The sequence below is a fragment of the Citrobacter sp. C1 genome (genome assembly GCF_014596895.2).
Lineage (GTDB): Bacteria > Pseudomonadota > Gammaproteobacteria > Enterobacterales > Enterobacteriaceae > Citrobacter > Citrobacter gillenii.
The window spans coordinates 3667184-3689245 of record NZ_CP115035.1; the positions used below are offsets into that span (position 1 = coordinate 3667184).

Genomic DNA, 22062 nt, shown 5'->3' on the forward strand with positions numbered 1-22062 from the left:
CCTACGCAATGCGGTGTTGTAGGCCGGATAAGCGTCAGCGCCATCCGGCAAAAAATCAACAGCACTTCGCGCCGCCTTTGCCCCCATAGCGCGCATCCTGACGCTCACGGAAGAATTCTTCGTAGGTCATCGGCGCCTGCTCCGGATGCGTGACGCGCATATGCTCAACATAGTTGTCATAATCCGGCACGCCAATCATCAGGCGGGCGGTTTGACCTAAATATTTCCCGGCTTTTGCGAGTGTTTCAAACATAGTCATTCCCTGTCATGCAAACGCCCTCCCCGCTGCGGAGAGGGCTTGTGGGTTATGAGAATATTAGTGCGCGCCTTTCGCCTGCGCCACGATCTCTTCGACATTCTCTGGCATCGGTTCGTACGGCGTTTCTTTTGACGTCGGTTTGTCCTCTTTCAGCGCAGCCCTCGCCGTTTTAATGGCGAACAGACCCAGAACCACCACCACCACCATGAAGAAGATGGTCAGTCCAGCATCCAGACGGTTGTTAAACACCAATTGTGAAAGCTGCGACTGGGTGTATTGCGCCGGAATGTTACCGCTGTCGATCATCGCCTGGAACTTGTTGGCGATCGCCAGGAAGCCAATTTTGGTATCCGGGCTAAACGCTTTCTGCCAGCCGGCGGTCAGAGTACAAATCAGCAGCCAGGCGGTTGGCACCAGCGCCACCCATGCGTAGCGCTGACGTTTCATCTTGAACAGTACCACCGCACACAGCATCAGCGCCATGCCAGCCAGCATCTGGTTGGCGATACCAAACAGCGGCCACAGGGTGTTGATACCGCCTAATGGATCCACCACGCCCTGGTGCAGGAAGTAACCCCAGGCCAGCACGCACAGCGCCGTTGCCAACAGGTTCGCAGGCAGTGAATCAGTACGCTTCAGGCCTGGTGACACCACGCCCAACAGGTCCTGCAACATAAAGCGTGCAGCACGCGTACCGGCATCGACCGCGGTCAGAATAAACAGGGCTTCGAACAGAATAGCGAAGTGATACCAGAACGACACATCCATCATGCCACCCAGCGCACCGTGCAGAATGTACGCCATCCCTACCGCCAACGTAGGCGCACCGCCCGCACGAGAAATAATGGATTGCTCGCCCACTTCGTTAGCGATTTGATGCAGGGTATCCGGGGTAATGGCAAAGCCCCAGCTACTGACCACCTGCGCCGCAGAAGCGACCACATCCACCGTGCCTGCAGGTGCCAGCACCGCCATCGGGCTGTTCATAGCAAAGTACACGCCCGGATCGATGATACACGCAGAGACCAGCGCCATGATGGCGACAAAGGACTCCATCAGCATCCCGCCGTAGCCGATAAAACAAGCCTGCCCTTCATTTGCCAGCATCTTCGGCGTGGTGCCGGACGCAATGAGCGCATGGAAGCCAGAAACCGCCCCGCAGGCAATGGTAATAAACAGGAATGGGAACAGGTTGCCCGTCCACACCGGACCGGTGCCGTCAACGAATTTGGTCAGCGCAGGCATGGTCAGCGTTGGACGCATGATCAGAATGCCCACCGCCAGGCCGACAATGGTACCAATTTTCAGGAAGGTAGACAGGTAGTCACGCGGTGCCAGCAGCAGCCACACCGGCAGTACGGCGGCCACGAAGCCGTAACCCACCAGCATCCAGGTCAGCTGTACACCGGTAAAGTCAAAGTACGGTGCCCAGGTTGGGCTTTCAGCCACCCAGCCGCCGGAAATAATGGCAAACACCAGGAATACCAGGCCGATAATCGACACCTCACCAATGCGACCCGGACGCAGATAGCGCAGGTAAATGCCCATAAAGATCGCCAGCGGGATGGTAAACGCTACGGTGTAGGTTCCCCACGGGCTGTGGGTCAGCGCTTTCACGACGATCATCGCCAACACCGCGAGGATAATCACCATGATCATAAAACAGGCCACCAGCGCAATCACACCCGCCGTTGGGCCCATCTCTTCTTTCACCAGTTCGCCCAGGGAACGGCCATCGCGACGGGTGGAGACAAACAGCACCATAAAGTCCTGCACCGCGCCCGCCAGTACCACCCCGGCCAGTAGCCAGATCATGCCCGGCAGGTAGCCCATTTGCGCTGCCAGCACCGGTCCGACTAACGGACCCGCTCCGGCAATCGCCGCAAAGTGGTGACCAAACAATACTTTTTTATCGGTAGGAACGTAATCCAGACCGTCGTTATGCCGCACGGCTGGCGTCATACGCGTCGGGTCCAGTGCCAGCACATTTTTCGCAATGTACAGGCCATAAAAACGGTAGGCAATAAGATAGACACAGACCGACGCCACCACAATCCACAGCGCGTTGATCTGTTCACCACGGTTTAACGCAATATATCCCAGGGCAAATGCTCCGATAACGGAGAGCAATGTCCAGAGAAGGTATTTCCCTGATTTATTCATGGTTGTTGTCCGTTTGCGTGATCCAGAAAGATGTTACATTTTGTTTCTATAACACCTTTCCTGAATTTAACAACCTGACAACTACATAAACCCGAGACTCTACTGACTATTTACATTGCATTGTTAACTAGATCACTTCATTTACCTGTTAAGCCTGCAATTTCATTTTACGATGTCGGCAATGTCACCCCATCACCGCCGTGCCTAAGCGACAGGTACAGCAGCGCCGCCCTTGCTCATCAAAAATCACGATCTCCCAGCTTTGGTTCTGCCGCCCGAGATGCAGCGGCTGACAAACGCCGCGCACTTTTCCCTGCGATACCGCACGATGGTGGGTAGCATTGAGTTCCGTACCGACCACACATTGTCCATCGCGGGTCATCATGTAGCCCGCCATCGATCCCAGCGTTTCCGCCAGTGCCGCCGACGCGCCACCGTGTAGCAGACCAAACGGCTGATGGGTACGATGGTCCACCGGCATTTCAGCTTCCAACACGTCATCGCCCAGCCGGGTATAGACCACGCCTAAATGCGCCACCAACGTGTTCTGGCTGGTGGCATTGAGTTCATCGAGCGTGAGGTGTCGTTTCCAGATCATCATTACGCTCCCAGCGTCGAGCCGCCGTCCACCACGATATCCTGCAAGGTGATATGGCTGGCCAGATCGGAGGCGAGGAATAAGACAGTGTTGGCGATTTCCTGCGGACGAGCAATCTTACCCAACGGAATGCCAAGCTTAAACTGCTCGCCAAACCCGCGAATACGCTGCTGTTCGGCGTCGTCACTGACCCACAGCGTACGTTGCATATCGGTGTCGGTCGACCCCGGCGAAACTACATTACAGCGCACGCCACTCGTAGCCAGTTCCAGACCGACGGTCAATGCCAGGCTTTTCAGCGCGGCTTTTGACGCGCCGTAAGCGCTCATACCGATACGTGGCGTATGTGCCGCATCCGATGCAACGGTGACTATCGCCCCGCCCTGCTGGCGGCGAAACTGCGCCATGGTGTGCTGAAACAGATTGAACGCGCCGCCCACATTGACGGCGAAGGTCTGCTGCCAGTCCTCAGCGCTCAGCGCGTCGGTTGGCCCCATACGTAAAATCCCGGCGGCGTTGACCAGCACGTCCAGCCGCTCGGTGTTCGCCAGCAAGCGCTCGCACACCTGCGCCACCTGCGGTGCATCCGCCACATTCATTACCTCGGTGGCAAACGGATAAGCTTCACCGTCAAACGCCAGATCGAAGCCGGTCACCCGCGCACCCGCGTCAACAAACGCCAGAGCCGTGGTGTAACCAATGCCTTTTCCTGCGCCGGTGACCCAGACGGTTTTGCCTGTGAAATCAAACCCAACCATTACTTCACCTCGCGGGAAAGCAGTTTCCACCAGGCGTCAATGGTCGGATTTTTCGCCAGCATCACGAAGTCGATATCGCCATGCACTTTACGCCAGCGGGCGGCCAGCGCCATCATCCGTACCGAATCCAGACCGTAGTCGATCAGATTTTCGTCATCCAGCGGCTCATCGGATTCATCCAGCAATGGCAAAATTACGCTGCGTAGCACCTCTTTACTGGCAGGCACCGGCGTTGGCAAGAGTTCCTGCGTCATCACCACCCGACCAGAGCGTCCGGCAACATATTTCAGCGACATCAGGTGTTCGTCTCGGCTAAAGTCAGCCAACGCATCGGCCACCATAAACGGCTTAATGTCGCGCATGAACGCGTCGGTTGCGGTGGTCATACAGCCAATATGCGCGTAGACGCCGGTAATAATCAGCTGATTACGCCCAGTTTCTTTCAGCATCTGTTCCAGCGGGGAGCGATGAAACGCGCTGTAGCGCCATTTCACCAGGATTGTATCCGCTTCGTCCGGGGCCAGCGCGTCGACAATCTTCTGCTGTTCCGGCGAGCGCGTCAGCCCCGGTCCCCACATATCGTTCAACAGGGCACGGTCTTCATCGCTTTGATCTTTCGGCTGGGCAGTGTAATAGACCGGAATGTTATGCGCTTTGCAGTACTGGCGCAGCGCGGCAATATTGGCCACTACCTGCTCCATCATCGGGCAGTTATCGCCCCAAAAACCGATAAAATAGTCCTGCATGTCGTGGATCAGCAGCGCAGCACGCTCGGGTTCAAACGCCCAGTCAACTTTATTGGCGGGAACATCAAGCGCGGTGGGCAGCGCATAAGCCTGCAGTTTAGGAATTGCCATATCTTTTCTCCTTCAGGCCAGTGAACGTGATGCCAGCCACTGACGTAATTGTTTTTTATCCACTTTCCCGACCGGGGTTAGCGGCAGCGACGCCACGCACTCGACGCGGTCCGGTAATTTGAACTCCGCCACGCCCTGCTCACGCAGGAAACGACGCACCTGAACTGCGCGCAGCGGTTCTTTCACCACCAGACAGGCACAGCTTTTCTCGCCCATCAGCTCATCATCCACGCTGACCAGCGCCGCATGAACCACCGCCGGGTGGCGCAGTAACAGGTTTTCTATCTCTTCGGCGGCGATCTTCTCCCCGCCCCGGTTGATCTGATCCTTCTCGCGCCCTTGTACGGTGATGTAACCATCATGATCGATGGCGATCAGGTCGCCTGAGCAGTAGAACCCGTTGGCATCAAAGGCGCTGGCGTTGTGTTCAGGGCTGTTGAAATAGCCGCGGAAGGTATACGGCCCGCGCGTCATCAGGCGTCCGGTCTCACCCTGCGGCAAAGGATTACCGTCGACATCGGCCACCCAGACCTCGTCATCCGGGCACATCGGGCGTCCCTGGGTATTGATGATTCGCTCAGGACTGTCGTCCAGACGGGTGTAGTTCACCAGCCCTTCCGCCATGCCGAAGACCTGCTGTAACTGACAGCCGATCTCTGCCGGAATACGGGCGGCAAGCGAAGCAGAAAGCCTCGCCCCACCGACCTGCAACAGTTTCAGCGATGCCAGTTGCGCATGACTGCCCCATTCTGCAATCGCCTGCAGCCACAGGCTTACCGCCGGGGGAACCAGCGCCGTGACGTTAACCTGATGCTTCTCAATCAGCGGGAAGCACAGCGTGGCGCTCGGGTCCGTCGCCAGCACCACGGTTCCACCGGCGAGGAACACGCCCAGCGCGCCCGGTGAGCTCATGGCGTAGTTATGCGCGGCCGGGATCGCACACAGATAGCGCGTTTCTTCGGTAAAATGGCAAATTTCGTTGCTGCGCCGCACGCTGTAGTAATAATCGTTATGGGTACGCGGGATCAGCTTCGGCGTCCCGGTGGTGCCACCGGAAAGTTGGAAATACGCCACTTCATCGGCAGGCGATGGCGTGGCGGTAAAATTGTGAGCAGGCTGGCTTATCGCATTTTGCAGGTTGTGTTCACCCTCGTCATTGAGCAGCAGCACCACGCGTAGCGAGCTGTGATCACTCACAAATGCGTTCAGGAAATCATCCGCAGCAAACAGCGCATGTGCGCGGTCAGCAATCAGCAGCACCGGTTTGATTTGCGTCGCGTAGGCGTTGAGCTCAGTGCGTTGATGGCTGTACAACCCAAAAACCGGAGCCACGCCCAGCTTGAGCAGCGCAAAGAAGGTGATATACAGCTCCGCCACATTGCCCAACTGCACCAGCGCGGTTTCACCGGGTTTAATGCCCTGACGACGCAGGCTGCTGGCAAGATTGTCCGCTGCCTGGTTAAGCTGGCGGTAGCTCAGATGCCGCGCTCCATCAATCACCGCCGTATGGTCACTGTCGGCATGACGGGTCAGAATGTCGGTCAGCGGCAGATCCTGCCAGTAGCCTTTTTCACGGTAACGGCGGGCAAACTCTTCCGGCCAACGGGTGAAAGGAATACTCATTATCGCTCCTTAGAGGCCTGGTCAATAAGGCTCTTAATGCAGTCCAAAAACATTCAACATGGTCGAAAGCTTGGCACCCGTTTCACGCCATTCGGCAACCGGGGAAGAGGCAGGCACAATGCCGGCACCGGCGAAGAAACGCACCTGATTACGCAACAACTTCGCGCAGCGGATCGTCACCACCCACTCGCCATTGCCCTGCGCATCACACCAGCCGACAATGCCGCCAAACAGTTCGCGCTCGAACGGCTCCAGCTCGGCAATCAGTTTCTGCGCAACGTGATGTGGAAAACCGCTCAGCGCTGGCGTCGGATGCAGCAGGCAGGCCAGCGTCAGGGCGTTTTCCTCGGGATTAGCTTGACCCTCAAATGGCGTACCGAGATGCCAGAGCGTGGGTGTGGTGACCAGTTGAGGAGAAGACGGCAGTTGCAGTTCACGACTGCGATCGCGCAGTACCGTTTTCATAGCCTGCGTCACGAGATCGTGTTCATGGCGGTCTTTCTCAGAGGCCAGCAGGCGGATCCCGGCTTCTCTGTCCAATACGTCATCCGGCTGACGCCGCGCCGAACCCGCCAGTGGCAATGAACTGAAATGGTCACCGTCTTTACGTAACAGCAACTCCGGACTGGCGCCGATCAATACGCCGCCATCTTCGATCGGCACATGGAAGTTGTAACTTGCCGGATTTTGCGCCACCAGACGCTCCAGCAGCGCACCGCTGTCAATGTTGGCGTCGGCGGTGATATCGATCAGCCGCGACAGCACCACTTTGTCCACTTCCGGGGTGGCGGTCCGGGCCGCCGCCTGGGCGACCATGTGTTCAAATACGTCCTGCTCGGGAATCGCTTTACGTTCCACGACGCTCAGCGACTGATGCGCGGTAAAGTAGCGCGACGATTGTTGCTTCGCCGTGCGGGAGAAGCTCTGCCAGGACCGGGGGATAAACAGCGACGATGGCTGGCGGGTATCAAAGGGGATGGCCCCAACCATGATGGGATTAGCGATACCCTGCGATTTGGCATCGGCAAACAAGGCGTGCATTTTTTGCTGGAACGGGCTGTCCGGTGAATCCCCATCAACTGCCGGTTCCGCATAGCGGGCAAAGCATCCTGACGTCGTAAAGCTACGGTACGGCGACATAAAGAAAAAACTGTCGGGAGCAAGTGTTGCCATAGTCTGCGGTATTTCCTCGGCCAGTGACGTATCCATATCATCCTCCAAAAATGATAAATGTTTTAATAATGATTATCATTTATATTTTCGGTCGCTAACCTAAAAGCAAAGTGCCGGTATGTCAACTCTTGCCGTCACACAATGTGCGACTTAGGCTTGCATCCCTGCCCGCTAACAATGAAAATGAGAAGCATTAACTATATTGATAACAGGAAACTTATTCGTGCAACTCCCCGCGTTTTACCGAACGGCGCTCTTATTGGTTGGGCTGTCTCTTTCAGGAATTTCTTTAAGCCATGCTGCTGACTGGCCGCGTCAGGTCACCGACAGCCGTGGGACTCATACGCTGGAACAGAAGCCACAGCGCATTGTCTCCACCAGCGTGACGCTGACCGGGTCGCTGCTGGCCATTGATGCGCCAATTATCGCCAGCGGGGCCACCACGCCGAATAACCGCATCGGCGATGCACAGGGTTTTTTACGCCAGTGGAGCGAGGTGGCAAAAGCCCGCAAGCTGAGCCGTCTGTATATTGGCGAACCGAGCGCCGAGGCCGTTGCCGCACAAATGCCGGACCTGATTCTGATCAGCGCCACCGGCGGTGATTCTGCCCTCGCCCTGTACGATCAGCTGTCCACCATTGCCCCCACGCTTATTATTAATTACGACGACAAAAGCTGGCAGTCGCTGCTGACGCAGTTAGGTGAGATCACCGGGCATGAACAACAGGCGGCGGCACGCATTGCCGAGTTTGATAAGCAGTTGCAGGCGGTTAAGCAGCGCATTACCCTGCCGCCACAGCCGGTCAGCGCGCTGGTGTACACCGCCGCCGCGCACAGCGCCAACCTGTGGACGCCAGAGTCTGCGCAGGGCCAACTGATGGAGCAGCTCGGTTTCACGCTGGCACCGCTGCCTGCCGGACTGCATACCAGCCAGAGTCAGGGCAAACGTCACGACATTGTGCAGCTTGGCGGTGAGAATCTGGCAACCGGACTGAACGGCGAGGCGCTGTTCCTGTTTGCGGGCGACAGCAAAGATGCCGACGCCATTTACGCTAACCCGCTGTTGGCACACCTGCCTGCCGTGCAGAATAAACGCGTCTACGCACTGGGCACTGAAACCTTCCGTCTGGATTACTACAGCGCCACGCTGCTGCTGCAACGCCTCTCCGCACTGTTTTAATCTTTAGTGCCGGATGAGGTTTACGCCTTATCCGGCATTCACCGGCATCTGCCGAAAACGACGGACCTCACTCAACAGCAACAGCAGCAACAGACCAACGATAGCCAGGCCGAATCCACTGACGCTTGCCGACGCGACCGGCGTCATCATCGCACCCAAACCGCCTAACAGCGCTGCGCCGATGGCATCACCGGTGACGTTCTGTGCGGTCCACAAACCGTTAATGCGCCCGAGCATCGCTTCCGGCGTCTGCGTCTGTAACAGGGTGTACTGCAACAGAGAACTCACCGCGCTCAGCCAGCCAAACAGCGCCAGGCAGACCACGCCCAATTGCCAGACCGGCATCAGTCCAAACAGACCAATTGCGAGGAAGGACGCCACGGTCGACGTCAGCATAATCAAACCAGGACGCACGCTGTGCGCCAGTTGCCCACTGGTCAATGCGCCGATGGCGGCACCCAGCGGGATCGCCGCATACAGCAGACCAATCTGGGCGCTCGACATCTGCCAGCTCATCGCCAGCGCCGGGTAAAGTACGCGCACAGCGCTGGCCATGGTCAGCAGGCCGCCCAACAGCGCAATGCCGCCAATCAGCGGACTGGCAAGCAGGAAACGAAATGCTGCCAGCAGGGATTTCAATGGGTGTTCACGTGGCTGGGGCGGCGGCGGTAATGCAGGAAGGCTCAACAACGGCAGTAAGGTAATAAAAGTACCTGCCGCCGCCAGACCATAGTTCCAGGCCACGCCGCCGGTGGCGAGCAGTACCCCACCTACCATCGGCGATATCACCGATCCCAGGCGCACCGTCAGCATGGTGATGGCCCCCGCCTGCATCAGGTTTTCACGCCCAACCAGCGCCGGCGTTGCCGCCAGCAGCGCCGTAACGCCCAATGAAGCAAAAAAGCCGTCCCATAAACCGAGGATATAAATTGCCAGCAGCGACGGTTCCGGGAGCAGCGCATTCAGACACAGACCAATAAAGCCAATGCCGCAGGTGCCACGCGCCAGCAGGATCACTTTTTTACGCTCATAGCGGTCGGCCAGCACGCCGCCGATCATCAAGCCAATAAACATCGCGCTGCCGGTGAGCGTTACCGACAAACCAACCTGCCAGGTCGACTGTGTCATCATCTGGATCTGTACCGGCACCGCCACGCCGAGTAGTCCCAGAGAGACGATGGAAATAAAACGGGCAAGGAAAACGGCGCGAAATGCAGGGTGGGTCTTTAGCAGGCTGAGATTGAGCAGCCAGGATTGTCGATTCATTACAGAGCCTTACCAGGTACTTTTTCAATATCCATTCAATGGCTGCACATGCTAACATACCTAAATAAGATCGATAACGATAATTACTATCATTATCAAGGATAGTTGATATGTCATGCTCTGTTTCCGCGACACGCGCCTTTGCCGTGCCCGGACTGTTGTTATTACTTGTTGTCACCACGGTATTAAGTCTGGTTATTGGCGCCAGGTCGCTCCCTGCCTCCGTGGTGCTGGATGCGCTCACCGGCAGTTGTCATAGCGCTGATTGCACCATTGTGCTGGACGCTCGACTCCCGCGTACGCTGGCAGGATTGCTCGCAGGCGGCGCGCTGGGACTGGCGGGTGCCTTGATGCAAACGCTGACCCGGAATCCGCTGGCCGACCCCGGTATTCTTGGCGTCAATTCTGGTGCCAGCTTCGCCATTGTGCTGGGGGCCTCGCTGTTCGGTTTCTCCTCCCCGCAAGAGCAACTGCTGATGGCCTTTTCCGGGGCGCTAGCCGCGTCGCTGATTGTCGCCTTTACCGGCAGCCAGGGGGGTGGACAGCTCAGCCCGGTTCGCCTGACGTTGGCTGGCGTGGCGCTGGGGGCAGTACTGGAGGGATTATCCAGCGGCATCGCCCTGCTCAACCCTGACGTCTACGATCAACTGCGTTTCTGGCAGGCCGGTTCGCTGGACATTCGCAGTCTGCAAACCCTGAAAGTGGTCCTGATCCCGGTACTGATCGCCGGAGCCGTAGCCCTGTTCCTCAGCCGTGGCCTGAACAGTCTGAGCCTGGGCACGGATACCGCCACTGCGCTGGGCAGTAAAGTCGCCCGTACGCAGTTTATCGGTCTGCTGGTAATCACCGTCCTGTGCGGAAGCGCGACCGCGATTGTCGGCCCTATCGCTTTTATCGGTCTGATGATGCCGCATATGGCGCGCTGGCTGGTGGGAGCCGATCACCGCTGGTCGCTGCCCGTCACCTTACTGGCAACGCCTTCCCTGCTGTTAATTGCCGATATTATCGGTCGCCTGATTGTGCCCGGTGAGCTGCGCGTATCGGTGGTCAGTGCGTTTATCGGCGCGCCGGTGCTTATTTTTCTGGTACGCCGTAAGCAGCGTGGAGGTGGCGCATGATGCACCTTTCTCGTCGACTGATGATCAGTTGCCTGCTGCTGGTTGTGGGCTGTATCGCCGTCGGATTATGGAGCCTGCGTAGCGGCGTTGTAACGCTGGAAACGCAGCAGATCATTGCCGCCCTGCTGGGCGATGCACCGCGCAACATTACGCTGGTGGTGACGGAATGGCGTTTACCGCGCGTGCTGATGGCACTACTGATTGGCGCGGCGCTGGGCGTCAGTGGCGCAATATTCCAGTCACTGATGCGTAACCCGCTGGGCAGCCCGGACGTGATGGGCTTCAATACCGGCGCCTGGAGCGGCGTGCTGGTGGCGATGGTGCTGTTTGGCCAGCATCTTACCGCCATTGCGCTGGCGGCCATGCTCGGCGGGGTCCTGACCTCGCTGGTCGTCTGGGCGCTGGCCTGGCGCAACGGTATAGAAACGTTCCGCCTGATTATCATCGGCATCGGCATTCGCGCCATGCTGGTGGCGTTTAACACCTGGCTGCTACTGAAAGCCTCCTTAGAAACCGCGCTGACGGCCGGACTGTGGAACGCCGGATCGCTCAATGGTCTGACTTGGGCGAAAACCTGGCCATCCGCGCCGCTGATTATTCTGATGCTGGTGTGCGCCACGCTGCTGGTGCGCCGCCTGCGCTTGCTGGAAATGGGTGATGACAGCGCCTGTGCGCTGGGCGTCAGCGTCGAACGATCGCGTTTAATGATGATGCTGGTGGCGGTAGTACTGACCGCCGCCGCCACTGCGCTGGCGGGGCCTATCTCGTTTATTGCCCTTGTCGCACCGCATATAGCCCGTCGCCTTAGCGGCACTGCACGCTGGGGATTAACCCAGTCAGCGCTGTGCGGCGCACTGTTACTGCTGATGGCCGATTTATGCGCCCAGCAGCTATTTTTGCCTTATCAGCTTCCGGTCGGCGTTGTCACCGTAAGCCTCGGCGGTATTTATCTTATCGTCTTGTTAATTCAGGAGTCCCGCAAAAAATGACCGAATCAGTAGCCCGTTTGCGTGGCGACCAATTAACGCTAGGGTATGGCAAGTTTACCGTGGCAGAAAACCTCGACGTGTCGATCCCCGACGGCCACTTCACTGCCATTATTGGCCCCAACGGCTGCGGGAAATCAACGCTGCTGCGCACATTGAGCCGTCTGATGACGCCGGCGCACGGCAAGGTGTGGCTGGATGGTGAACATATTCAACATTACGCCAGTAAAGAGGTGGCGCGCCGCATTGGCCTGCTGGCGCAAAACGCCACTACGCCGGGCGATATTACCGTTCAGGAGCTTGTTGCCAGAGGCCGTTATCCGCATCAGCCGCTGTTCACCCGCTGGCGTAAAGAAGATGAAGACGCGGTGATGAACGCCATGAAAGCTACCGGGATCACCCACCTGGCAGCACAAAGCGTAGATACGCTTTCCGGCGGACAGCGCCAGCGAGCGTGGATCGCCATGGTGCTGGCGCAGGAAACGTCGATCATGCTGCTTGACGAGCCGACCACCTGGCTGGATATCAGTCATCAAATAGATCTGCTGGAACTGCTCAGCGAGTTAAACCGTGAGAAGGGCTATACGCTGGCCGCCGTGCTGCACGATCTCAACCAGGCCTGCCGTTATGCCACGCATTTAATCGCGCTTCGTGAAGGGAAGATTATTGCCGAGGGTGCGCCGAAGGAAATTGTTACGCCGCAGCTTATCGAAAAGATCTACGGACTGCACTGCATGATTATTGACGACCCGGTGGCCGGAACGCCGCTGGTGGTACCTCTCGGGCGTCAGAAATAACGATATTTATTGTATGGCGACGTGTTCGTCGCCATACAATAATAAATCACACCAGTTGCTGCCCAAGGATCGCAATATCACGTTTACGCGATAGCATGGCATAATTCAGCAGCGTCCCACCGCACGCCGCCATTCCCCCCAACAGCGCCGCCAGAATAACGATCATGGATTTCGCGGGGCCGTCTTTTTTCACTGGCAGAGACGAGGCAAGTTGATATTTAAACGGTGAGAATTTGACGTCACTGACATTCATCGCCAAGAGCTGTTCAACGTGATACTGGCGGTTACGCAATTCACCGTTGATCTCTGCTACATCGGTTACTGATTTTTCGATTTCTAATTTACGCGCAATGCCATCCGCACCCAGCGAAATAGAGAAATCAGGATCGTCCTTCACGGCTTGTCCATTACTGTAAACCGGTTTTTTGATCCCAGCCGCATTCGCAATTTCGAGTGAGTAATTCAATCTCTGAATGTTTGCATCCAATTGATTCTTCAGTCTGATTCGGTCCATCGCCAGTCGTTCTTTCTCAAAGCTGGTTTTGATGGCCAGTTTATTGCGAATATTCTCCAGCGTTTCTTTCACAACACGGTCAGAAATAAACTGGATATACCCTGCCAGCACGGCCTGCGCTTCTTCAGCCAGCGGTGCGGTAAAGCTTAGCGTCCACGCGGTATACAGCGAGGTTTCATTCTTCTTACCCTGATTTGCATCAACCGCTTTCATTTTTTCACTGAGGCGTGCTATCGCCCGATGCAAATTCATTTCGTCTATATCAGCGCCTTTCAGTTGATCCATCACATAAGGTGAAGAGCGCAGGTACTCTTCCAGCAGCGATGGCGACTGAAATTTCTTGATAAACAGGTTAAATACATCACCACGGTTAACGCTAATATCCATGTCCAGCACACGCAACTTGGTCAACGCATTCTCAAGTCCCTGCCACTGCACGGGTTCAGCTGGGGTAACAATTGCCTCACTGGTCCATTTTTGCGGAAGCAGAAAAGACACCAGAATCCCCACACAGGCAAACGCGAAGACGGTAGCAATAATCTTGTTCCTGGCGCGCCACAAAATCTCGAGCAGGTTGAATAAATCAATTTCATTACCGCTTAGCGTAGTCTGCGGATAAGCAGCTAATTCTGAATCATTATCTTTCTTTATTTTTAATGATGACATGTTGTGTAACCTGAATTTCTGGCCAAAAGAAACTTCTTCCCGTAGACAAAGTCTACCAGCTAATAAGAATTATCCGAAACACTCTTTGCCCCTAATAACCTGCCAGATATTATATTCAGAATTTATTAAGCCTTATGGTCTCACAGATCAGCATAAACAAAACAACCCCATAACATTTTATTTACATTATGAGGTTATTCAAATAAGCCAATAGTGAGTATTCCCGGCTACGCAGGCGGAGCGATCAACCTGTTTATTATCGGCCCAATACTCTCAAACGCTGTCGGGGAAATAATATCAACGTGCGCGCAGTCCTGACGGTAGATATCCAGACTGGCTATCCACGGCGACCAGCTGTGTTCAGGGCTGACGCCCTGCGGTAGCGTACGTTCGGCCACAAACAACGTAGCATGACCGTCAAAAGCCACGCTGTGCGCGGTGGTTAACAGACGCACCGCATCGGCATAGTTACCTTCAATGGTGCTAAACAGCGTGTCGGACGCATTGCCCTGCTGGGCCGCCAGAAACGCCTCGCGTTCGCGTTCGATTTCCGCCAATACGGCAGGATCCAACCCATTGGCCTCTTTTTCCTGCCAGTTTTGCGTTTCCGGCGGCCAGGTATCCAGCAACCCCAGGAATGCAACCTTCTCTCCCCTGGCCTGCAAGCGTGCCGCAATACCCTGCGCCAGCGTGCCGCCCAGCGAATACCCCAGTAAATAGTAGGGGCCGTGAGGCTGCTGCTCCAGCAACGTTTTAAGATGGTATTCACAGACCTCATCGAGATTTGCTGCCGTCTGCATCGGCCCACTAGGCCGTGGCGACTGAATGCCAGTAATTGACCACTCAGGGTTCAAATAGCGCGATAACACGCTAAACTGCCAGGCAAAGCCGGACGCTGGATGGAAACAGAACAGCGTTGGGCCGTGGCTGGTGCGCAGCGGTAGCAGCGCTTCAAACCCCAGTTGCTGTGACTGTGCGTCATCGTTGCTGTCCAACAGCGTACTGAGTTGTTCAACGGTGGAAGCAACCATCACCTGCCCTGGCGTCACCTGACGTTCAAATACGCGGCTCAACTGCGCCGCCAGCTTCATCGCCAGTAACGAATGACCGCCGAGCGCGAAGAAGTCTGCTGCTACATCATTAACTTCACAGCCCAGCAGCGCGGAAAAGGCCTCGGCAATGGTGGTCTCCGTGCCCGGGTATGGCGCGCGTCCTGCCGTGCGCGGCGTCAACTGCGGCATCGGTAAGGCTTTACGATCCAGCTTACCGTTGGCGCTGAGCGGTAACTCCGCCAGCTGCAATAACACGGTCGGCACCATATGCGCAGGCAGCGTTTCACGCAGTCTCGCCTGTAGTGCGGGAATATCCAGCGGTAACCCCGAATGCGACACCAGATACCCGACCAGTTGGCGCGCATCGCCGCCGGTAGCTACCGCCTGATTGAATACGCAGGCATGGGCCACGGCATGCTCGACATCCGGTAGCGTCTGCATTACCCGATCAATCTCACCCAGTTCAATGCGCTGCCCGCGAATTTTTAGCTGGTCATCGCTGCGCCCGAGGTATTCCACCGCACCATTATCCAGCCAGCGCGCCACGTCCCCGGTACGGTACATGCGTTCACCGGACGCAAACGGATCGGCAATAAAACGGCTTGCCGTCAGGTCCGGGCGCCCCAGATACCCCTGCGCCAGTTGGATCCCTGTCAGGTACAGATCGCCCGCCACACCGACGGGCACCGGGCGCATCATGGCATCAAGGATCCGCAGGCCAGTATTCCAGACCGGATAGCCAATCGGCACGCTGTTACCGGTCACGGCGGCAAGCGCATCTCCGCATGCCGGATACCAGCTGACATCCACCGCCGCTTCGGTCGGGCCGTACAAATTGTGCAGCGGTGCGTGGGTCAACTGTTCCCACTCGCGGCACAGTTCTGCTGGCAGGGCTTCACCGCTGCAGAACACCTGCTTCAGCGTGGCGCAGCTTTCCCGCGCCGTCTCCGGCGTCAGCGAGGCAACAAACGCCGCCAGCATCGACGGTACAAAGTGCGTGGTGGTCACGCCATATTGTGCAAAGAACTGCTGCATCGCCAGCGGGTCACGATGCGCCTCAGGCTCCGCCATCACCAGCTTTGCGCCCGCAATAAACGGCCAGAAAAACTCCCACACCGAGACATCAAAACTGCATGGCGTTTTTTGCGCCACCACATCATCGGCGGTCAGCGGATAGTGATTTTGCATCCACAACAGGCGGTTAACGATGGCGGTTTGCCCCACCATCACCCCCTTTGGTCTGCCGGTCGAACCCGAGGTAAAGATGATGTAAGCGGTATGCTCTGGACGCGATAACGCCAGCGGGACGCTATTTTCCGTTGGCAGCGGCGCGTTATAGCACACACTGTCCAGCCCAGGAATATCGCGAAAGCGGGACAGCTGTTCTTCGGTAGTGATCAACAACGTAGGACGTGCATCTTCCAGCATCATCCGCAGACGATCGTCCGGATAGCCGGTATCCAGCGGCAGCCAGGCGGCACCCGCTTCCACAATGCCGTGTAATGCGAGCGTCAGGAACACAGAGCGCGGTAAGGCCACAGCAACACTGTCGCCTGGTCGCACGCCGCGTTCACGCAGCACCTGCGCCAGTGCAACAACCTGCTCACGCATTTCGCGGTAGCTGAACTGATAGCGAGCGTCGGCCAGCGCCGGCGCATCCGGTGTTTTCGCGGCCTGTTCCGCCACCAGCGCGCTGAGCGTGGTGAACGGAATATCAATCGCCGTCTCGTTTATTTGCGCCAGCTGTTCTTGCTCTGACGGCAACAACATATCGGCATCGCCGCAGCGCAGCGCCGGGTTGTCGGCAAACTGGCCCATCAGCGCGGTTAAACGCGACGCATGTTGCGCCAGCGTCGCCTCATCATAACGCTGTTTATTGGCGAGAATTTCAATGCTCAGACCGCCGTTTTCATCCGGGAACAGCGCCAGTTCCAGATCGTTAACCGGCCCGGTCGCCAGCGTATGTGTTTGTGCCTGGATGCCGGGAAGATCCAGCTGGTAGTCAAAGATTTTCACGTTCAGTACCGGACCAAACAGCGCCTCTTCACCGGCCGCTCGGCCGCCGTCGCGCACAATTTGCTCCGCATCATAACGCTGATGACGACGCATCTTCTTGAGCTGCCCGGCCAGTCGTTTCGCCAGTTCAGGTAGGCTTTCCGCGGCATCAAGATGCACACCGAATGGCAGCACATTCAACACCGGCCCGGTTGCCGTTAGCGCCGCCGACCCCATGCGGCGCATGAAAATAAACCCGGCGGCATAATCCATCCGGCTGCATAAACGCCCCAACCATAGTGCCACCAGCGCCAGCGCTAAATCCGCACGCTGAATGTCAGGCATGCGCGCGGCAAGCTGGCGGAATACGCCGTCGGGGGCGGTCAACTGCATGCGAATAATATCCGCGCTGGTCGCCCGGCCCGGCAGGGGTTTGCCCGACAGCGAAGCCGGTGGCGGCAACTGCTCTCGCTGCCCGGCCCAGAATGCGCCGTCACGTTGATACGCCTCGCTGTGGCGATACTGCTGATACTCTTCCACCACCTCGGCAAAGGGGGTAAAAGGTGATTCCGGCGTCGGTTCGCCGCGCTGCCATGCGCGGTAAATGGCGGCTATCTGGCGGGTGATGGCAGGAAAACTGAAGCCATCCACCAGCAAATGATGATAGCGCTGATACCAGTACCAACGGTTATCTGCCACTTGAATAAGTTGATGGCAGACCAGGGGTTTTGCGCCATCGGCACGAATGTCTTGCTGCAAGTCAGCCTGCATCAACGCCCGAGCGGCGTCGTGCGGACTGGCCATGTCACGGACATCGATAATCTCGGGTTGCGTAAAAGTGAACGTTGGATCAACCCACTGCCAAACCTCGCCGTTGTCTTCGCAAAACCGCATACGCAGGGTATCAGCATGCCCCAGACCGACGACAACCGCTTTCGCCAGCAGCGGTGCGTTCAGTTCCCCGGTTAATTCCACGTAGTGCGCGACGCTCCATGCTGAAGGCAACGTGGAGAGTTTTTCCGCCATCCAGATCCCCGGCTGGGCCGCGACTAACGGTAAGCGCTGAGTCATTCTGCCTCCTGTACATCGGCATAATTTGCAGGTGTTAGCGTGGTCCAGTTTTCCGCGAGCCATTGCTGGCAGGCTTCCTGGGATTGCGGTTCGCATGCGATGGCCCAGCCAGCAGGAAGCGAGCACTGCTGCGGCCAAAGGCTAAACTGACGTTGGGGATTTTGCAGAATGTAAAACTGACCCTGCGGGTTATCGAAAGGGTTACTGAATTCCATACTCAACTCCTGTCGTGGAACATCGTCCGGTTAAATCGTATCGGTGAGCGGCTGCCAGAGCGTCATCAGCCCGTGCATTAAGCCGCCGCGCCAGCAAAGCGCGTCGTGTCCACCTTCAACCTGACGCCAGAAAATAGACCGTGGTGCATGCGGTAACTGTGCGAAGAGCGCCTGATTAGCGCGAAAAATAATCGGTTCACGAATTCCGGCTTCCAGAACAATACGCAGCCCCTGCGCGCTCAACGTTCCTGCCCTCAGTTGTTCAATCACGATCCCATCCTGATGCCCTGCGCGATGCGGCCACCAGTAAGATCCGGACTGACTGAGCACGCAGCCAAAACGTTCCGGCCAGTTCAGACCGGCATACAGCGAGGACAATCCCCCAAAGCTTTGCCCGGCGACGACCGTGCGCTGCGGATCGTCACTGAACGCGGCAGTCGCGTTCACCAGCGGCAATAACTCCTGCTGTACCGCCAGCCAGAAATCGGCATTGCACGGCAGCTCGCGACTGCGATGAGGCGTATCGATGGCATCAATCAGGAGATAAACGGCAGGAGGGAGCTGATGTCGCTGGGTCAGTGAGGTCAGCGCGGGCCAGACCGGCATGCTGTGCGCCCAAAACTGTCCGTCCAGCAGGACTGCCAGCGGACGTTCCCCGGGATTTGCCTCGCCGGTGGTAAATACCCACACGCGGCGCGTATTACCTAACCTTTCGCTGTGCCATTGCAAGCAAAGCGCTGGTGAATCCGGAGGTTGGGGACTGTCCCAGCCAGGCTGAACGGGGGCGTCGGGCATTTCCAGCGCTGAGACCGCATGCCCGCGCCCGCCTTGCCAGCTTTGAGGATTGAGGGGATCGGCGATGGCCTGCGGCAGCAGCTGTCGCCAGCCTTCGCGTAGTAACGTTCTGTCCGGAGTGTCGCCTGCGTTCAACGTGGCAAAAATGTCGTCTCGTGCAGAAGGGATGAAACAGTAACTGCCGCGCCAGTGGGCGTTCAGGGTAATGCTCCAGCACCAAACATCTGTACCGTCAATACGTTGCATCGACTGGGGAACGGCATTTTGATGGTGGTCGGTCACGCCGGTAATGTAGACCCACACGCGACGAATTGTTGAGTGTTTTTCCGTTCCCTGCGGGTCACGCCACCAAAACGTCACGCGGTAATCGCCGCTGTCCTCACGCACCCATTCCGGGCCATTTTTTGACTGCCACCACGCCTCGCTTCCCATCATTAACGCCGTCACCGTCATAACCCCATGTTTATTGTGCAATTTTAAATCTAATCGTGAAATATATTGATAATATTATTGATAACTATTTGCATTTGCAATAGCGTATTGTCGCGCTGTGGGAAGCGCGTACAGTTTTTCACCACTCATAAACCGACCTGACGCTGCGAACTTTTTCTGGAACGGATGGTTTTCGCAGGAGCGGGCGACATCAGGCCAAATGCCCCACAACGGCACATTGGTTCACGTGGCTAAAAGAAAGCAGGACATACAATGAACAACAAGATTCATTCACTGGCCTTATTGGTCAATTTAGGGATTTACGGGATAGCGCTGCCAGCCATGGCAGAAGATAAAACCGATAGCACCGCCGTCTCGCATGAAGATACCATCGTCGTTACCGCCGCCCAGCAGAACCTGCAGGCGCCAGGTGTTTCCACCATCACCGCTGATGAAATCCGTAAGAATCCTCCCGCGCGCGATGTGGCGGAAATCATCCGTACCATGCCTGGCGTTAACCTGACCGGTAACTCAACCAGCGGCCAGCGCGGCAACAACCGTCAGATTGATATTCGCGGCATGGGGCCAGAAAACACCCTGATTCTGATCGACGGCAAGCCGGTCACCAGCCGCAACTCCGTACGTCAGGGCTGGCGCGGCGAGCGTGATACCCGTGGCGATACCGCCTGGGTGCCGCCGGAAATGATCGAACGTATTGAGGTGCTGCGTGGTCCTGCCGCGGCGCGTTACGGTAACGGTGCTGCGGGTGGTGTGGTGAATATCATCACCAAAAAAGGCAGCAACGAGTGGCATGGTTCCTGGGATACCTATTTCAACGCCCCGGAACACAAAGAAGAAGGCTCCACCAAACGCACCAACTTCAGCCTGAATGGCCCACTGGGCGGGGATTTCAGCTTCCGTCTGTACGGTAATCTTGATAAAACGCAGGCTGACGCCTGGGACATCAACCAGGGTCACCAGTCAGAACGTACCGGGACCTATGCCAACACCTTACCGGCGGGTCGTGAAGGGGTCATCAACAAAGACATTAACGGCGTAGTGCGATGGGACTTTGCCCCACTCCAGTCTCTCGAACTGGAAGCCGGTTACAGCCGTCAGGGCAACCTGTACGCGGGTGACACCCAAAACACCAACACCAACCAGTTGGTGAAAGATAACTACGGTAAAGAGACCAACCGTCTTTATCGCCAGAACTACTCCCTGACCTGGAACGGCGGCTGGGATAACGGCGTCACCACCAGCAACTGGGTACAGTACGAACACACGCGTAACTCCCGCACCCCGGAAGGATTAGCTGGCGGTACGGAAGGGATCTTCGATCCGAAAGCGTCGCAAAAATATGTCGACGCCGACCTGAGTGACGTCATGCTGCACAGTGAGGTCAGCATTCCGCTGGATCTGCTGGTCAACCAAAATCTGACGCTCGGTACCGAGTGGAACCAGCAGCGTATGAAAGACATGCTGTCCAACTCGCAAACCTTTATGGGCGGTAATATTCCTGGTTTTAGCAGCACCAACCGCAGCCCGTACTCGGATGCCGAGATCTTCTCTCTGTTCGCCGAAAACAACATGGAACTGACCGACAGCACCATGCTGACGCCGGGCCTGCGCTTCGATCACCACAGCATCGTGGGCAATAACTGGAGTCCGTCTCTGAACCTGTCTCAGGGACTGGGCGACGACTTTACCCTGAAAATGGGCATCGCGCGGGCCTATAAAGCGCCGAGCCTGTACCAGCTCAACCCGAACTATATTTTGTACAGTAAAGGCCAGGGCTGCTACGCCACCGGTTCCGCCAGCGGCATCGGCTGCTACATGATGGGCAACGACGACCTGAAAGCGGAAACCAGCATCAACAAAGAAATTGGCCTGGAGTTCAAACGCGACGGCTGGCTGGCTGGAGTCACCTGGTTCCGCAACGATTACCGCGATAAAATCGAAGCCGGTACCGTACCGTTGAACCGTATTAACAACGGTAAAACAGATATCTACCAGTGGGAAAACATTCCTAAAGCGGTAGTAGAAGGCCTGGAAGGTACGTTGAACGTCCCGGTTAGCCAAACCGTTAACTGGACCAACAACATCACCTACATGCTGCAAAGTAAGAATAAAGAGACCGGTGAACGTCTGTCGATTATTCCGCAGTACACGCTGAACTCCACGCTGAGCTGGCAGGCGCGCGACGATCTGTCCTTGCAGTCCACCCTCACCTGGTATGGCAAACAGCAGCCGAAGAAATACGATTACCAGGGCAAACCAGTGACCGGCAGCTCGGCTGATGAAGTCAGCCCGTACAGCATTGTCGGCCTGAGCGCGACCTGGGATGTCACCAAAAACGTCAGCCTGACCGGTGGCGTGGATAACGTCTTTGACAAACGCCTATGGCGCGAAGGGAATGCCCAGACCACGGGTGATATTGTGACCGGAAATTATATGGCGGGCGCAGGCGCATACACCTATAACGAACCGGGCCGCACCTGGTTCATGAGCGTTAACACGCACTTCTGATAACGTTTTTCCCTC

At 56.9% G+C, this 22062-nt stretch carries 17 protein-coding genes; 5 read left to right on the forward strand and 12 right to left on the reverse strand.

The genetic code is table 11. The annotated features are described in order from the left end of the window. Positions 1-55 precede the first annotated feature (55 nt). From IB214_RS17800 to entC, 7 genes are all read right to left on the reverse strand, one after another. Positions 56-253 (reverse strand): YbdD/YjiX family protein, encoded by a 198-nt coding sequence (locus IB214_RS17800; RefSeq protein WP_096757928.1) that lies wholly within the window; start codon positions 251-253, stop codon positions 56-58. Between the two features lie 63 nt (positions 254-316). Then, entirely contained in the window at positions 317-2422 is a 2106-nt protein-coding gene (gene cstA / locus IB214_RS17805; RefSeq protein ID WP_096757929.1) for a pyruvate/proton symporter CstA, read from the reverse strand. A gap of 184 nt (positions 2423-2606) precedes the next feature. Further along, the gene (entH, locus tag IB214_RS17810) at positions 2607-3020 is read right to left on the reverse strand and encodes a proofreading thioesterase EntH (protein WP_115259979.1); all 414 of its coding nucleotides are present in this window, start codon (positions 3018-3020) and stop codon (positions 2607-2609) included. 2 nt (positions 3021-3022) lie between these two features. After that, a complete protein-coding gene (entA, locus tag IB214_RS17815; protein ID WP_117342203.1) occupies positions 3023-3778 on the reverse strand; it encodes a 2,3-dihydro-2,3-dihydroxybenzoate dehydrogenase EntA in 756 nt (251 codons plus the stop codon). Next, complete coding sequence (locus IB214_RS17820; RefSeq protein ID WP_117342202.1) at positions 3778-4635, reverse strand: isochorismatase; 858 nt, start codon at positions 4633-4635, stop codon at positions 3778-3780. Before IB214_RS17820 ends, entA begins: the two co-directional genes overlap by 1 nt. A 12-nt stretch (positions 4636-4647) precedes the next feature. Continuing rightward, positions 4648-6258 carry a (2,3-dihydroxybenzoyl)adenylate synthase EntE gene (gene entE, locus IB214_RS17825; RefSeq protein ID WP_117342201.1) on the reverse strand — a complete coding sequence of 537 codons (1611 nt, stop codon included), beginning with the start codon at positions 6256-6258 and terminating at the stop codon, positions 4648-4650. Between the two features lie 33 nt (positions 6259-6291). Further along, positions 6292-7467, reverse strand: coding sequence for an isochorismate synthase EntC (gene entC, locus IB214_RS17830; protein WP_117342200.1), 1176 nt, complete (start codon positions 7465-7467; stop codon positions 6292-6294). A 187-nt stretch (positions 7468-7654) separates the two neighbouring features. Here entC and fepB point away from each other — a divergent pair, with 187 nt between their 5' ends. Continuing rightward, complete coding sequence (gene fepB, locus IB214_RS17835; RefSeq protein ID WP_117342199.1) at positions 7655-8611, forward strand: Fe2+-enterobactin ABC transporter substrate-binding protein; 957 nt, start codon at positions 7655-7657, stop codon at positions 8609-8611. Positions 8612-8638: 27 nt separating this feature from the next. On the opposite strand, the gene entS is transcribed toward fepB, so the two are convergent. Next, positions 8639-9877 (reverse strand): enterobactin transporter EntS, encoded by a 1239-nt coding sequence (gene entS, locus IB214_RS17840; RefSeq protein WP_096757935.1) that lies wholly within the window; start codon positions 9875-9877, stop codon positions 8639-8641. 110 nt (positions 9878-9987) lie between these two features. On the opposite strand from entS, the gene fepD reads away from it, so the two are divergent. The 3 genes from fepD to fepC are packed head-to-tail and all read left to right on the forward strand — an operon-like array spanning position 9988 to position 12778. After that, the gene (gene fepD / locus IB214_RS17845; protein ID WP_096757936.1) at positions 9988-10995 is read left to right on the forward strand and encodes a Fe(3+)-siderophore ABC transporter permease; all 1008 of its coding nucleotides are present in this window, start codon (positions 9988-9990) and stop codon (positions 10993-10995) included. Continuing rightward, complete coding sequence (gene fepG / locus IB214_RS17850; RefSeq protein ID WP_161959009.1) at positions 10992-11984, forward strand: iron-enterobactin ABC transporter permease; 993 nt, start codon at positions 10992-10994, stop codon at positions 11982-11984. The genes fepD and fepG overlap by 4 nt, the downstream gene beginning before the upstream one ends. Then, positions 11981-12778: an iron-enterobactin ABC transporter ATP-binding protein gene (gene fepC / locus IB214_RS17855; RefSeq protein ID WP_117342198.1), complete on the forward strand. Its 798-nt coding sequence runs from the start codon at positions 11981-11983 to the stop codon at positions 12776-12778. The genes fepG and fepC overlap by 4 nt, the downstream gene beginning before the upstream one ends. A 46-nt stretch (positions 12779-12824) precedes the next feature. On the opposite strand, the gene wzz(fepE) is transcribed toward fepC, so the two are convergent. The 4 genes from wzz(fepE) to fes all read right to left on the reverse strand — a co-directional run bounded on the left by wzz(fepE) (position 12825) and on the right by fes (position 19539). After that, positions 12825-13958 (reverse strand): LPS O-antigen length regulator Wzz(fepE), encoded by a 1134-nt coding sequence (gene wzz(fepE) / locus IB214_RS17860; protein WP_117342197.1) that lies wholly within the window; start codon positions 13956-13958, stop codon positions 12825-12827. Between the two features lie 227 nt (positions 13959-14185). Continuing rightward, positions 14186-18076, reverse strand: a complete 3891-nt coding sequence (entF, locus tag IB214_RS17865) for an enterobactin non-ribosomal peptide synthetase EntF (RefSeq protein ID WP_117342196.1) — start codon at positions 18074-18076, stop codon at positions 14186-14188. Beyond that, positions 18073-18291, reverse strand: coding sequence for an MbtH family protein (locus IB214_RS17870; protein ID WP_096757939.1), 219 nt, complete (start codon positions 18289-18291; stop codon positions 18073-18075). The genes entF and IB214_RS17870 overlap by 4 nt, the downstream gene beginning before the upstream one ends. Positions 18292-18321: 30 nt before the next feature. After that, positions 18322-19539, reverse strand: a complete 1218-nt coding sequence (gene fes, locus IB214_RS17875) for an enterochelin esterase (protein WP_117342195.1) — start codon at positions 19537-19539, stop codon at positions 18322-18324. A 252-nt stretch (positions 19540-19791) separates the two neighbouring features. Here fes and IB214_RS17880 point away from each other — a divergent pair, with 252 nt between their 5' ends. Further along, on the forward strand, positions 19792-22047 hold the full coding sequence (locus IB214_RS17880) for a TonB-dependent siderophore receptor (protein ID WP_117342194.1): 2256 nt from the start codon (positions 19792-19794) through the stop codon (positions 22045-22047). Positions 22048-22062: the final 15 nt, after the last annotated feature.